Origin of the sequence: Arcanobacterium sp. S3PF19, assembly GCF_000758825.1 — a bacterium.
GTDB lineage: Bacteria > Actinomycetota > Actinomycetes > Actinomycetales > Actinomycetaceae > Arcanobacterium_A.
In genome coordinates, this window is sequence record NZ_JRMX01000011.1 from 1 (window position 1) to 15,126 (window position 15,126).

The following is a 15,126-nucleotide window of genomic DNA, read 5'->3' on the forward strand; positions in this document are numbered from 1 at the left end:
GCCGGCCCAACACCGCATTGCCGCTCTCATCGGTAGTCAGCTCCTCCTGCACCGCACCCGCGGCATTGCGGATTTCGAAATGCGCCCCGGCGAGAGGAATGCCCACATCGTAGCTTTCCCCAACCGTTCTCCACATCCTGTAATCGGAATTTTCCTCCACTGCCCCGGCGGCGAAATCCTTCGTCACTCCTTTATACACAGGCTCGAATTTCACCACGTGCACCCGTGCCCGGTAATTATCCAAAGTCCACGTAAGAGACTGCGCGTTATACTTATCAACCGCAAAATTATAGAATTTCAGCGACTTTCCGTAACCCGACGGCGCCTTTATTTCGCGCGCCTGATATTCGCCTGCGGTGAGGTTGTCAAAAACAGCCGTACCGCCTTTCGTTTCCGCCACAGCCACGCGCACATAGGTATCCCCCTCTTTCCTAAACAGAGCGAAACTTGCACCGTCCGGCTTCGCATCCGGATCATCCGGATCCTTCTTCGTCACCGTCAGCTTCGAGGGCGAGCCCTTTTGCTCATCCGGCACAAACAGCCCGTCCTGAATCAAAAACGGCTTACCCTGCCCATCGCACAGATCTCCGTCGGTATTAATCATGAACCGGTAACTGCTGCCGTTGATCTCGTAGTTGTCGGGCGCTTTCGTCTCCCGCAGTTCATAGACGACGTTTCGCTGCAGATTCAAAAAACGCGTGCCGTAAGTGTAAGACCCGTTTTCCTGCATATAACCGGTTATATTCCCGGCGATTTTGTTTCCCTCGCGGAACAGGGAAAATTCGGCGCCGGAAAGCAGTTCGCCGTCGGCACTCTGCCACTGTCCGAAAGGTTTACGCCCTATATCCCCGCGCACACCGAGTTTATAAACGGGCACGTAGTAGTTGTCGTTGGCAATTTTGCCGTTCTTGCCCAAAACCACATGGTGGCCGTTGTACTTCACGGAAAACTCAATCGGATCTATCCGCAGCACGTGCCGCAGCGGGGTGTCCGTCTCCTCAAGGCGGTAGCTTCCCACCGGCACCCTGTAGAATTTCACCAGACCGTCCTCGTTGGATTTCACCGTCTGCACGGGCACATCGGCCCGCTGATCGTAACCATGCAGATCCTTGGTATAAATCGGCGTCAGCCTAAACTGCACGCCTTTCAGCGGTTTGCCCGCTGCATCCACCTTGGTAAATTCCACCGATCCCACACTCGGAATAACCGGCACGAAGCGGGGGAAGTCCACCATATCCCGCAGCTTAATCCGATACACACCCAAAACCGGATCCATATCGGCAAAATCTTTCTCCTCCAACCGGTAAACCGTGTTCGAAAGACCAAAGCCGGCCGGGGCACGCAACTCGCGGATCGTCCAGCCCACCGTGGCGCCGGCTACGAATTCAACCGTGCCGTCCGCGGCGGCGGAAGCGGTTTTGCGCAGCTTTCCGCTGCCGTCATACAGCCCGAACAGACCTCCCGAAAGAGGTTTTGTGCCCGTTTTGCCCACGCCCCGGGCAGTGGTAATACCCAGTTTCCTAAATGTAATCCGCGCGAACGGGGCAATAATTTTATTGCTCACCAAATTGGATTCAATTTTGTTTCCGTATTCGGCATCGTGCGCACGGCGTTTGTCGTTGTAGATAAAGCTGTTTACCGCTTCTTTGTACCAGTAGGCCTTATCCTGCACGTCCACTGCGGCCGGACCGGCCAGCATGGGCAGCGTTATCTGCGCTTTTGTGCGCGGAGGTACACTCGCGCCCGTAAATTTCACTGCCGTTACGTCTGCGCACCGTGCGGCAGTCCAATTCTGCCGTTCCAGATTATCGTTGGAAACACCGGGGTCGCAGCTGTAAAACGCGCTCCATCCCGCGGGCAGCACCGGTGCGCGGTTGGGGTCAACCCGGTTGGAAAACTGCGAAGTGCGTTCGCCGGAATACAAAGCGGTATCGCCCACCCGCGGCAGAATATCATAAATCACAGGGGAGTTTACCTGCAGCTCCGTGCCGTTGACCACACGCAGAGAATAGTCGAAAGGAGCTCCCGCGGGCGTGGAAATCTTCTCCCGCCAGGGACCGTTTTCCGTGCGGACTTTCTTTTCCACATACAGTTCTTTCGTAGTGGAAATACCCGAAACCACAGCGGCTTTCGACCACTTCCCCGGACCCACCGGAGGATCGGTCACCTGATTTCCGTATCGCGTGTGCGCCCCCGTTGCGTGCAGATACACATTGTTGCTGATTTTCTTCGTCGTGTCGTCGACCAGCGTGGAGAAGAACATCGAAATATCGGCAATATGCCGCACCGGTTCCTCGGTTTCCACCTCATCGGCACTGAATTTCACGGCTGTCTGACCCGTGCCGCCGTAATTGGGCAGAATATCGTAGCGTGCGCCGGGCAGCAGGGCAAAGGCTTCGGTAAGCCGGACGTCTTTCACGTCCACACCCTTGGGAACCAGATCTATCAGTTCGAAAGCGGAGGACGGATCGCTGTAGTCGTTTTCCACTTCGCTGCCCACGCTGTAGACGCGCTCGTTGCCGGAGAGAATATCCCGGGCGTCGTCCACGCGCTTAATCGCGGTAAATTTTCTTCCCGCCGGGCGAATGCGCACCGTACCCTGCGCATGCAAATCGGGCTGGCCCGTCACTTTCAGAACCGATCCGTTGTGCAGCACCTGCTTTTCTTCCGCAGCCGTTTCGTCATACAGAGGCTGCGCCGGATCCCTGATTTCGGTCTTAACCGTAAACTCGCAGCTGTCGCCTTTGGCAATGGTACTGATATTTTTTATCTCCAGAGTCAAATTGGGCTGCTTCGTTATTTCTTCGGGGAGCAAAACCTCATCTTTGCCTTCAATCCGCGTTACGTATTTCACCCGGCCGGCAGAATCAGAGAGAATCACATCGGCACCGATCAGATGGGTATCGGGCACAATCGAGGTGTATTTCAGCCGCGGATCCGGCTCTCCGTCGGTAAAATCGGGATTCCCCATCTTTGCTTTTCCCGCTCCGAGGGAAATCTTCCAGGGAATAACCGACTTTTTGTCGTTGTCGGTATCGTAAATCACATATGAGCCAATCGGCGGATAATAATGCGGTCCGGCCGCTTTTTTGGCGAAATACTGTTCTCCCGTCGGTATGGGCACCCTGTGGAACTGAAAAGAATCGGAGGAGGAAACGGCCACGTCCTTCTCTTCCTCGGTTTTGCCTTCCGGCACCAGATGCGCATTGGCCGCATTGGATATCGAAGCATCCGTTTTTGCCCCCGGGAAATGCAGTTTCAGCGTCGCCAGGGCATTGTCTTCGGCAAGCAGCCGGCGTGCGGCAGTGTACGTAAGTTTATTGTCCGGCCCCTGCGTCCAGCCCGGATTTTCTTCCGCAACGAACACCGCACGCGCCTTCGTGCCGTCGTGTTTCTCATACTCCGGCAGCTCATCCGTGATCGTATACCGGTCCATATTGCGGTAGAGATATTTCACCCCGAAATGGTAGATGGCATAGTTCATGCCTGTTTCGGAAACGTATGTTCCGCCCGGATCGCTGTCGAAATCACCCACATAACCGTAGACGTCTTTGCGCACTTTCTTCTCGAATGTGGGCAGATTGTAATATCCGCGCAAATTGACTGTTTTCGTTTTCAGCAGCGGATTGTCTCCGTCCAGCAAAACAGCGGACACGGGGAAGTTCTTCCCCGAAGGCGTGATCCGCGGTGCAAGCTTCCAGCGCAGATAGAACACGATTTTCGTGCCGGTGTTTATCGGCTTTAGTTTAATATGCAGCACACCCGGGGCGATTACCTGCTCTTTTTCGATAAAAGACGAACCGGAGCCGCGGACATAGCTTACGTAGCGCGGATCAAAATTTACGTTTATCGAGCCGTCGCCGAGACTCTGAGCGGAGTCAAAAGCCAGTTCCGTTTCCAGCTCGCTGTTTACCAAAGCGTCGGTAACCGTGCCGTTCAGAGTCAGTCTGCCTTTGTTCAGCTCGGCCGCGGAAAGCGGCGTATACACAAAAGTAACCTCGTGGGCGGCACCGTCTACGCGCACACGCTGTTTTGCCGGCATTCGGTACCCGGGAATCGCTGCGGGAGACGGAGACACAATTTTATTGTTCGGATCCAGGCCGTTGTCTTCGTTGTATTTCATCAGTTTACGCAGATCGTAAACCAATGTTTCGTCGGGACGGAGTTTTTTGCCGGCCGAATCCGTGTATCTGACGGTTATTGTGGCGTTCACCGGCCCCTCGATAATCTTCATGTATTCCGTGTCTTCCACACCCGCGGGACGCACACCCGACTTGGGGTGGATATATGCCGGCCGGCCCAAATAGAAAGCGTATTGCCTCTCCAGCATTTTCGCCACTGCCTCAACGTCCTCGTCGTCCTCTTCAAAGGCCAGGGAGATATTTTTCCTTACCCCCGGGTCAACACCGCTGTCCGCACCGAAAATATAGTCGAAGCCACTGTGCGGCTTTAATTTTCCCCACGAGAGCGGAAGTTTTTTAACCGGGCATCCCTCCAGGAAATAGTCGGTGAACAAAGAAGTGATTTTGCCCCAGCTGTCCGGGATATTTGTGATTTTGCTGCCGGAAAAAGGCTGCTGGGCCACGGTGGTTATTTTTCCCCAGTCGGAGGGAATCTCGGTGATTCTGTTGCTTCCAAAAACGAAAAGCGGCAGTTCCGTGATTTCACCCCAGTTGGACGGAATCTTTTCGATTTTGTTGTCGTAAAACGCCTCTTCCCCGAATTTTGCGACTTTTCCCCAGCTCGCGGGCAGCGCGGGAATCAGATTGCTCTCAAAGGCCGATTTCCCGATCTCCGTCACGCTTCCCCAGTCGCGGGCGAAATCGGCAATTTTATTGTCTTTAAACGCCTCTTCCTCGATCTTCGTGACTTTTCCCCAGCTTTGCGGGACGGAGGGAATTTTATTCCCGTAGAAGGTCTGTTTGCCGATTTCGGTGATTTCACCCCAGGAATCGGGGAATGTGGAAATTCGGTTGCTCTTAAACGCATACCAGCCGATATAGTTCACTTTTCCCCAGCTCGCGGGCAGCGCGGCAATATTGTTCTCCTCAAAAGCCCTCCACCCGATTTCGGTGATTTCACCCCAGTCGGAGGGAATTTTGGTGAGTTTGTATCCCACGAAAGCCTCACTGTCGATCTTGGTCACTTTCCCCCAGGAAAGAGGAAGCGAGGAAAGCCCAACACCGAAAAGTCCTTTCTGTATTTCGGTGATTTCACCCCAGGAATCGGGAATAGAGGTAACATTCGTTTCCCCAAACGCCTCCGAACCCAGATAATTAATTTTTCCCCACGTCTGCGGCACGGTATCCAACGGATTGTTCTTGAACGCGCCGCCTCTGACTGCGGTGATTTCACCCCAGGAATCGGGAATTTTTCTGATTTTGTTGCCCTCAAAAGTATAGGAGTCAATCTCCGTGATTTTCCCCCAGGCAGGAGGAAGAACCGCGATCTTGTTGCTCCCAAAAGCACTTCCGCCTATTGTGCCTACGTTTTCCCAGCTGCCGGGCAGATTTTCTATCTGATTGCCGTAGAAGGCACTGCTTTTTATCTCGGTGATCTTCTTCCAGGTATCGGGCAGTACCGAAATTTTATTGCCGGAGAATGCGCTTTCCCCGATTTCGGTGATTTCGCCCCAGCTGCCGGGGATCTCCCGCACTCTGTTATTACTGAAAACGTAGGAGGGCAATTCATCTATTTTCCCCCAGGACGGTGGAATTCTGCCGATTTTATTCCCCGAGAAGGCGGAGAGTCCCAGCTCCTTTACTTTTTCCCAGGACGGGGGAATCTCCTCAATCTCATTGTCCTGAAACACACCGTAACTCGAATTGCGGCGGGTTTCTTCCCCGGCTGCGGTGATTTCGCCCCAGCTTGGCGGTATTTTCCTGATCCTGTTATGGGCAAAAGCACCGTTTTGCAGATAGGAGATACGGCCCCAGGAATCGGGAATCGATGAAATCTTATTGTTGGCGAACGCATCCTCCGACACGCTCCCGACCTTTCCCCACGAAAGCGGCAGAGACCCAATCTCATTATGTTCAAACGAACCGCTGTCTATGCTGCTGATCTCTCCCCAGCTCGGGGGAAGAGAGCGCAGTTTATTGTTCGAAAAAGCATACGAACTTACATCCACCACTTTTCCCCAGCTCGCAGGGAGCGCAACAAGTTTGTTGCCGCTAAAAGCGTAGTAATCGATGTATCTGATTTCACCCCAGTCGGAGGGGATTTTGGTCAGACCCTTCCCATTGAAAGCGAAGCGGCCGATTCCGCTGACCCGTCTGCCGTATGTGTCCACGCTTGGCCAACAGGGAATCTCGGTTGCATGCGCATGGTTTCCCTGAGGATTGAAACCGGTGATTTTCCCATCATTATCGTAAGTGAAATCTTTTACTTTCCACCCGGTGCAGATCGGCATCTGCGGCCAATCCATTCCCACGAGTATTTTTCCCGGCGTAACGGCGGTGTTTCCCCGCTCATCCGTTGCCCGGTACCACACATCGTAAACCGTGTTTTGTTTCGGATCTTTGATTTCGTCGGGAAATACGGTAACGCTTATACTTTGGCCCTTTGTATCGTAGGCATACATTCCCTTAAGCAGTGCCGCACGGTCGATCTTTTCCCCTACCGCGAAACGCTTATTAAATTCACCGCTGATATAGGGAAGGACATTTTCCCGCCGATACCGAATTTTCAGTGCATACTTATCCCTGTCCGGCGTGAAATACAGTTTGTCTCCCCTCAGAGTTGCACCTGTGGCACCCTGCGCCGTGAAACCCGCAAAACGCGGCACGTCCATCGTGTTTTCGCTGTCTTTGTAATACACTCCGTTGGGATCGAAGAACTCGCTGTCCATCACGCGCGGCGAAACAATATCGACTCCGTTTTCGTCCACATAGCTGATCTGCAGGGAAACGGAATTGCGCACGTTTCCGAAGCCTGTGGAATACTTCGCGTTTTTCACCGCGGCGGGAGAAGAAGGATCAATTTTTATCCAGCGTTTGTTGTTGGCAAATACGTCCCTGCCAAAATTCCGCAGAGTGTCGGGAAAAGCGGCCTGCGAAAAGTGGTTCCCGCTGAAAACGGCGTCGCCCACCGTCACCAGTCCGCGGCGGAAAGAAAAATCCCCCAGATCGTTGTTCGCAAAACACGCGTCGCCCAAAACCGTAACCGTATCGGGCAGCAATACGCCGGTGAGCCTGTTGTCGCGAAAAGCGTTGGCAGGCACCTCGGTAAGACGCGCAGCGGTATCCGTGATCTGCCGTTCTTCCTTTATCTCAAGGGACGTCAGCTCATTGTCGGCAAACGCGCTTTCCCCCAGAGATTCAATGTTTTTCAGCACAAGAGCGCCGCGGAGCTTATTTTTCTGAAATGCGGATTTTCCTATTTTGTGCAGAGACGACAGATCAGGTGCCGTCAGAGCGTTGTCGTAAAATGCCCTGTCGCCGACCGCAGCCACGCTTGGGGGCAGCACCGCTTCGGTCAGTCCCAGAGATTTAAACGCCTCGTCGCCGACAGCGGTTATTCCCGAAGGCACTTCCAGTCGGTGATGGTCGCGAAAATAGTTTTTTCCCTCTTCCGTCAGACCCGTGACTACGGAGCCGGAAACCGTGAAAAGGGAATTCCCGGAAGAACGCACTGCGGAAAATGCCGCAGACGCGGCGGAAAACAGCGATGCGACCGAACTGCCCGTTTTGATCATTTCGCGCGACAGACGCACCGAGCGCATAAACACATCCCGTTTTTGCCCTGCGGAAAGAGCCGACTCCGAAGCTGCGTTCCGCCCCGGAATACGGTTCTGAAGTTTTCCGTGGGCGAATGCGAAACCGGGATGAAGCATTTTCGCACCGGCCAAAGTCTTCGCCCCGGCGGACAGACGGGAGAAAGAGGCACTGTCTGCTTTCCGCCCGGGTGCCTGCGCAATCCGGCTGCTCTGCCCGAGCGGATCGGCCGCGGCAGGTCCGAGGGGAAAACACAGAAGGAGAGACAGACAGAAACCGGTAAAACGGACAAAACGTTTCATTGAAACGAATACCTCTGACAATCAAAAAATCATTAAAGCAAGAGACATTCTAGTTAAAAAATCCCCCCCCCCGCAAAGATATGTGATATATAGTACTGCATTCACATATACTGCGAGGGGCGGGGCACGGAGGCGGCCCGGGAGACCCTATGCGTCCAGGGGAACCACAATGCACCCGTATTCTTCGCACAGATAAATCTCATCCGGATCAAGTGCGCGGATCCGTGCCACTTCGGAGGAAGGAAGTTCCACACCCCCGGTAGACTGCCCGTTGCGGTATAGACCGATTATCGCCGGAGCGCCTGCGGCGCGGGCATTTTCATAAGCGTCCCTCAAATCTTCGTCCAGCTGCGCGTATATCTGTTCCCGCCTGAGTTTTATTTCCTCCGCCTGCTGCCGGTTTTCCTCCAAAGCAAGACTCAGGTCCTTTTCCAGGGCGGATTTTGTTTCTTCCGCACGGCGGCGGAGCAGAGCCAGTTCTTTTTGTGCGCTCCCGTTTTCTTCCGCAGCTTCCATCGCTTCGAGCTGTTTCTCCTCCAACTGCGCAATCTGCCCCCGCAGGGTGTCGATCTCGTTTTGCAGCGCAAGCAGTTCGCGCGAATCCATCCCCACGCCTGCGCGCAGCCGTTCCTCTTTTTTTGCCGCCAGAGCCGACTTGGTCTCTGCCTGCGCACCTATCCGATCCGCGCAGGCGTTGTATTGCGCCGCTTCTTCAGCCAGCCGGAGACGGCGTTTCTCCAGTTTTGCCAAAGTTTCGTTTTCTCCGGCGACGGCGGCCAGCAGAGGATGCGTCTTTGCTTCCTGCCGCAGCTGCAGCAGACGCGCATCCAATTGCGCGACCGTGAGTAACTGCAGCTGCTGAGAATGTGGGGCGCGGGGCATAAATGCTCACTTTCACTCGGTTCCGTTTTATTGTTTCATATTCAGACCCGCTGCGTCCACGGATCAGTCACAATTGCGGAAACATAGGTCTGCACCTGCAGCGCGTCTTTTACCGCCCGCTCCATATTTTTCAAAACAGGCCACTCCGAGGCAAAATGCGTCACGGAAATCAGGGCGCATCCCCCGTTCCACAGATGGTCCGTTGCGCGGTGGTGGCGCAAATCGGCGGTGATATACACATCCGCCCCGGAGAGGGAAACCGCGTCCAAAAACGAATCCCCCGCGCCGGGAGAAAGGGCAACCGTGCGCACAATACGCCCGGGATCACCGCCGATCAGGATTCCCGGCTGCGTTTCGGGAAGCAGCGCTTTGAGCCGCCGCGCCAATTCCTCCACGCTCATCGTCACGGGCAGCTCACCGATTTTCCCGATCCCCAGCTGCGGATAATCCGGATTCGGACTCAGGGGACGCCGGTTTTCCAGCCGCAGCAGATCCGCCAAAGCCGTTGCACTCCCCCGTGCGGCGGCATCGGCATTGGTATGCGCGGAAAACAGGGCACAGTCCGCCTTAATCAGCCGCTGTATCCATCTGCCTTTCCCGGTCACCGCAGCCACGGACGATGTGCCGCGCAGATACAGCGGATGATGGGTAACGAGCATCTGCGCTCCCCGGGAAACCGCCTCCTCCACGGTTGCCTCACAGGGATCAACCGCAAAACCCACGCGCGTCACGGGCTGCGCGGGATCACCTGCCGTCAGGCCGACCCGATCCCAGGTTTCGGCAAGCCGCGGGGGAAATTCCCCGTCCAAAATCCGCATAATATCCGCCACTGTGTTCATGCTTCCAAGATTAGCAGGAAGTTTTGCCTAAGCTAGAATAGAAAAGTGATTCGAAAACTTTTTTGCGTATTTTTCGGCAGCGCCGCGGGCGTGCTCTGCCGTTATGCACTGACGCTGCTCTGCACGGGAATATCCGTCATATTTGCGGTTAATACCGCGGGCAGCTTTCTTCTCGGGTTTGCCTGCGCCCGTCTTGATTCCGCCCTCTCTTCCGGCAGACACGCACTGCCTGTATCCCGGCTGCAAAACTTCCGCCTTTTCTGCTGCACCGGATTTCTCGGCGGTTTTACCACCTATTCCACTTTTGTGCTGGACGCATACCGGCTTCATCTGCAGGCGGAAAATGCCCGGGCGCTCCTTTACGCCGCATTTTCCCTTGCCGCCGGGGTATTGGCCGCACTGTGCGGAATAGCCGCCGGCAGACGCGCCGCACGCCGGGGAAAGGAGTGCCATGCGCTTCACTGATCTTTTCCTGCTCGCGGCATTCGGCGGTCTGGGCGGCACGTTTCGGTATCTCATTGACTCCCATATGCCCAAAGACCGTTTTCCGCGGGGCACATTTACCGTTAATCTGCTGGGTTCGCTGCTGCTGGGCGTGTTCTTTGCGCTGTGTCTCCACGGATATCCGGCCCGGATTTTTCTGCTGTGCGGCACGGGATTCTGCGGCGCACTGACTACTTTTGGCACCGCGTCCCACGAAACGGTGTCGCTGTGGCAAAAAGGAAAAGAAAAAACCGCCCTGTTTTTTGCCTGCGGAATGTTTTGCGTCTGTTTTTTCGCTATGGTCTGCGCCGTTGCCGCTGTAAAAATGCTGTTGGGAAGCTGACGGTCGAAATACTCTCTGCCGCGCCGGGCGCGCACGCGCGCAGATACGGCAAAGCCGGCTTTCTCGGTGGACCCTACCGGACTCGAACCGATGACAACCTGGGTGTAAACCAGGTGCTCTACCAACTGAGCTAAGAGTCCGCTGTTCATCTTAGCGGTAATTTTGCCGATCTTCAAAACCGGCGAAAAAAACGTGATCCGAAACGCACTTCCCCCGCACCTGTATTTTATCGGATCGGATGCTCCGTGCCTTTGCGTATATGCGCGGACGCGCAATATCCGGCAGGCCCGGGCGGCAAACAGATCAGCGCCCGCGGGAAATGATATGGAAAGCGGTCCAGCCGTTTTTCAGACCCGCAGATGTGGTTACGGACTGCCCGGCAGTCTTTGCCGCTTCATCAACATCGCTGGCCGAAACGTGAAACTGCGACCCGGCGGCGGGTACCGACAGCCAGATATCCCCCGCACCGGAATCCAGGGCGGCGGCACAGTCCACAAGATAGTCGGTCAGATCGTCCACATCCCCGTCGTCGCTTCTCCACCAGGCGATCACCGCGTCGGCAACGCCGCGAAACTCCTCGTCCTCCAGCTCTTCCCCGATTAATGCTTCAACCCGATCCCGGAAATCGAAATCCACATCATCGTCGTAGCCAAACTCCTGGACCACGTCGCCCTTATTAAATCTGAACATTTCACCGGAGCGGGTACCGGACACAGTAAACCAACCGTCCTTTCAAGACGTACAATCGCCACATGGGTAGCAGTAATAAATTAATCATAAAATAATTATCTGCGTCAATCATCCGTTAACGGAAAATACGGAAAAAGTCTGCCCCGCCGGCGGCGATGTCCGGCCAAAGAAAAGGTGACGCCCGTCCCACGGAGAAACCCTGTTTCGGGTGGGACTTTTTTCCTAATTCATGTAAATTTGAAAGAGTAAGGATTTTCCGTTTCATGTTTTTGCCCGCGGGTAAAAACGCTTCAACGATGAGGAGTCGTCATGAATCAGGTTCCAATCAGACCGCTCATTAACGGTCTGTTAAGCCAAGTTCCGGACATCGACCGGGAGGAAACAGACGAATGGCTTGAATCCATCGACGGTCTGATCGATGCCCGGGGCGGGGAACGCGCCCGATATCTCCTGACCGCCATGGAGAGACACGCCCGCGAACACGGCGTGCGGCTGCCCGGGAACTTTGTCACTCCCTACGTCAACACAATCGGGATCGACGACGAACCGTACTATCCCGGCGACGAACATCTCGAACGCCAATTTCGGCGCTGGGTGCGCTGGAACGCTGCCGTGCAGGTCACGCGGGCACAGCGTCCGGGAGTGGCAGTCGGCGGACACATCTCTTCCTTTGCCGCGCAGGCGACTCTCTACGAAGTCGGTTACAACTGGTTCTTCCGCGGAAAAAACGCACCCGGCGGCGGAGACCAGATTTTTTTCCAGGGACATTCCTCCCCGGGCAACTATGCCCGCGCCTTCCTTGAAGGCCGGCTCACCGAAGCGGACATGGATTCATTCCGGCAGCAGGCCTCCAGGCGTTCCGGGGGACGCGGTCTGCCGTCCTATCCGCATCCCCGCCAGCTTCGGGACTTCTGGGAATTCCCGTCCGTCTCCCTCGGCCTGGGACCGATTTCCGCGATCTACCAGGCCTGGTTCAACCGCTATCTGCACGAGCGCGGTCTGAAAGACACAGGCGGGCAGCACGTATGGGCGTTTATGGGCGACGGGGAAATGGACGAAGTCGAATCGCGCGGGGCACTGCATATTGCGGCTGCGCAGAATCTGGACAATCTCACTTTCGTCGTAAACTGCAACCTGCAGCGTCTGGACGGCCCGGTACGCGGCAACGGACAGATAATCCAGGAGCTGGAGGCTTCCTTCAAAGGCGCCGGATGGAATGTAATAAAGGTAATCTGGGGACGCGAATGGGACGAGCTTCTGCTCGCCGACAAAGACCGTGCCCTGGTAAACATCATGGACAACACGCTCGACGGCGATTATCAGACGTTTAGGGCAAACGACGGAGCCTTTATCCGCGAGCACTTCTTCGGCCGCGATCCGCGGACAAAAGCAATGGTCGAAAACTGGTCCGACGAAAAAATTCTGTCTTTGAAACGCGGCGGGCACGACTACCGGAAAGTGTATGCCGCATACAAAGCGGCGACAGAGCACAAAGACCGCCCCACGGTGATTTTGGCGCATACCATCAAAGGCTACGTGCTGGGATCGAACTTCGCGGGCCGCAACTCCACACACCAGATGAAGAAACTCAACTCCGCGGATCTGAAACTTCTGCGCGACACACTGCACCTGGATATCGACGACTCGCAGCTCGAAGATCCCTACAGCGCGCCGTATTACAAACCCGATCCGCAGCACCCCGCAATGCAGTATGTGCTGCAGCGGCGCAGAGAACTCGGCGGATACCTGCCCGAACGCCGTGTACTCGAACAGGGAATTTCCCTCCCCGAGGAGAAACACTGGGAAGTGCTGAAAAAAGGATCGGGAAAACAGCAGGTGGCAACGACCATGGCCTTTGTCCGCCTGATAAAAGACCTGATCAGAGACAAAAATTTCGGGCACAGAATTGTGCCGATTATTCCCGACGAGGCACGTACATTCGGTTTGGACGCCCTCTTCCCCACCGCGAAAATCTTCAACGTCCACGGCCAGCACTACACCGCCGTCGACCGGGATCTGCTCCTTTCCTACAAGGAATCGGAAAAAGGACAGATTCTGCACACCGGTATCACCGAGGCCGGTTCGACAGCCGCTTTCACCGCGGTCGGGACTTCCTATGCCACACACGGCGTACCGATGGTTCCGATCTATATTTTCTACTCGATGTTCGGTTTCCAACGCACGGGCGATCAGTTCTGGGCAGCCGCCGACCAGCTCACACGGGGATTCATTATCGGGGCAACGGCAGGCAGAACGACGCTCACGGGCGAAGGGCTGCAGCATTTGGACGGGCAGTCACAGGTGATTGCATCCACCAATTCCGCCATGGTGCAGTATGATCCGGCATACGCCTACGAAATCAGGCATATTGTGCGTGACGGCATTCACCGGATGTACGGCGACGGCAGCGACGGCAGGGACAGGGACGTAATGTACTATCTCACCGTCTACAATGAGCCGATACACCAGCCCGCCGAGCCGGAAAATGTGGACACGGAGGGAATTCTCAAAGGAATATACCTCGTTGATCCGGCAGAGGGAGACGGACCGCGCGTACAGCTTCTCGCCTCGGGCGTGGGCGTTCCGTGGGCAAGACAGGCACGCGAAATGCTCCGCAGGGACTGGGGAGTTGCGGCGGGCGTCTGGTCCGTAACTTCCTGGTACGAACTGCGCAGAGACGGACTGGCCGCAGACGAACACAATTTCCTGCACCCGGAGGAAGAACCGCGGGAAGCGTATCTGACGGGCAAACTGCGCAACGCCGAAGGGCCGTTCATTGCCTCCTCCGACTGGGAAAAACAGGTGCCGGACGCGATCCGTCCCTGGATTCCGGGAGATTACTACGTACTGGGAGCAAACGGGTTCGGTTTCTCCGATACCCGCGCCGCGGCAAGACGCACCTTCAAAATCGATGCCGCTTCTATTGCCGTCCGCGCGCTGCAGGCACTGGCCGACAGATCCCAGATTGACCGTTCGGCAGTGAAACAGGCAATAGACAAATACGATCTGTTTAATCCCAACGCGGCAGAGTAGACACGCGGAAAACTTCGGATATACGGCATTATTCCCCTTTTTTCGCAGATTTTCGGATCTGCGAAAAAAGGGGAATGCCCTCTGTGCGCGGCAGAGGAAACGGCTCTTGTGTATGCTTACAGATCCGAACCGCCCAGCAGCAGCGCGGTCAGCTCCGCGGGGGAAGAAACCGTTTTCCACGCCTGCGCTTCCTCATGCGGATAGGTTCCTCCCCACGTAACCAAAATCGTGGGAATACCGTGGACTCCCGCGCCTTCGATATCGTGAATCCGGTCTCCGACCATCACCACATCGGTGCGCGTACGGTCTTTCCAGGTACGTTTCGGATCGCCGGCCGGGCAATCCGCGCCGCGGCTCAGATATCCCAATTCCGCCAGTTTATTCAGATCTTCTCCCACAACCAGGGATTTTTTCGATTTCCAGTCGTTGCCGCCGGCCCCGCCGAGCACGGCAAAAAGATGCGAAATTCCGTATGTGTCGCAGATCTGCCGCGCGAGATCCTGCCGTTTTGAGGTTGCCAAAGCAGCGGGAACCGAATGCTTGGAAAGTTCTTCCAATACGCCTTTTACTCCCGGGAAAATCGGAGCCTGCGTCATCACCTGCAGATAATCTTCCCGATATTCCCCAATAACCCGGGGAATATCCTTTTGCGCAACCCCCATCTGCGCAAAACTCCACGTCAGCGGGGGACCGATAAACGGCTTGAAATACTCAAGCGGTTCCTCGCGCCCCAGTACCCTGCGCGCGAGTTTCTGCATAATTTTTCTGATCAGGAGAGACGAATCCGAAACGGTTCCGTCCAGATCAAACAAAACAGCCTTATACTTACCCATTTTTCT

The 15,126-nt window shown here is 55.5% G+C and carries 8 protein-coding genes and 1 tRNA gene; 3 read left to right on the plus strand and 6 right to left on the minus strand.

The genetic code is table 11. The features are described from left to right. From HMPREF1631_RS01965 to HMPREF1631_RS01975, 3 genes are all read right to left on the minus strand, one after another. Nucleotides 1-8,017: leucine-rich repeat protein (locus HMPREF1631_RS01965; RefSeq protein ID WP_034231807.1), on the minus strand; the 8,017-nt coding region annotated here is incomplete at its 3' end. A gap of 147 nt (nt 8,018-8,164) precedes the next feature. Further along, nucleotides 8,165-8,899, minus strand: coding sequence for a zinc ribbon domain-containing protein (locus HMPREF1631_RS01970; protein WP_034231809.1), 735 nt, complete (start codon nt 8,897-8,899; stop codon nt 8,165-8,167). A gap of 41 nt (nt 8,900-8,940) precedes the next feature. Further along, on the minus strand, nt 8,941-9,738 hold the full coding sequence (locus HMPREF1631_RS01975) for a Nif3-like dinuclear metal center hexameric protein (protein WP_034231812.1): 798 nt from the start codon (nt 9,736-9,738) through the stop codon (nt 8,941-8,943). 45 nt (nt 9,739-9,783) lie between these two features. On the opposite strand from HMPREF1631_RS01975, the gene HMPREF1631_RS01980 reads away from it, so the two are divergent. Both HMPREF1631_RS01980 and HMPREF1631_RS01985 read left to right on the plus strand, forming a co-directional pair. After that, nucleotides 9,784-10,203 (plus strand): CrcB family protein, encoded by a 420-nt coding sequence (locus HMPREF1631_RS01980; protein ID WP_052046954.1) that lies wholly within the window; start codon nt 9,784-9,786, stop codon nt 10,201-10,203. Then, nucleotides 10,190-10,564 (plus strand): CrcB family protein, encoded by a 375-nt coding sequence (locus HMPREF1631_RS01985; protein WP_052046955.1) that lies wholly within the window; start codon nt 10,190-10,192, stop codon nt 10,562-10,564. Before HMPREF1631_RS01980 ends, HMPREF1631_RS01985 begins: the two co-directional genes overlap by 14 nt. A 67-nt stretch (nt 10,565-10,631) precedes the next feature. Here the strand turns inward: HMPREF1631_RS01985 and HMPREF1631_RS01990 are convergent. Together HMPREF1631_RS01990 and HMPREF1631_RS02000 are read right to left on the minus strand one after the other, a co-directional pair. Next, a tRNA-Val gene (locus tag HMPREF1631_RS01990) sits at nt 10,632-10,704 on the minus strand. 163 nt (nt 10,705-10,867) lie between these two features. Further along, nucleotides 10,868-11,254 carry a DUF3052 family protein gene (locus HMPREF1631_RS02000; RefSeq protein ID WP_034232009.1) on the minus strand — a complete coding sequence of 129 codons (387 nt, stop codon included), beginning with the start codon at nt 11,252-11,254 and terminating at the stop codon, nt 10,868-10,870. A gap of 309 nt (nt 11,255-11,563) precedes the next feature. Between HMPREF1631_RS02000 and aceE the strand changes: the two genes are divergently transcribed. After that, on the plus strand, nt 11,564-14,287 hold the full coding sequence (gene aceE / locus HMPREF1631_RS02005) for a pyruvate dehydrogenase (acetyl-transferring), homodimeric type (RefSeq protein WP_034231817.1): 2,724 nt from the start codon (nt 11,564-11,566) through the stop codon (nt 14,285-14,287). A gap of 116 nt (nt 14,288-14,403) precedes the next feature. Here aceE and HMPREF1631_RS02010 read toward each other — a convergent pair whose 3' ends face one another. Continuing rightward, nucleotides 14,404-15,120 (minus strand): HAD hydrolase-like protein, encoded by a 717-nt coding sequence (locus HMPREF1631_RS02010; protein WP_034231820.1) that lies wholly within the window; start codon nt 15,118-15,120, stop codon nt 14,404-14,406. Nucleotides 15,121-15,126: the final 6 nt, after the last annotated feature.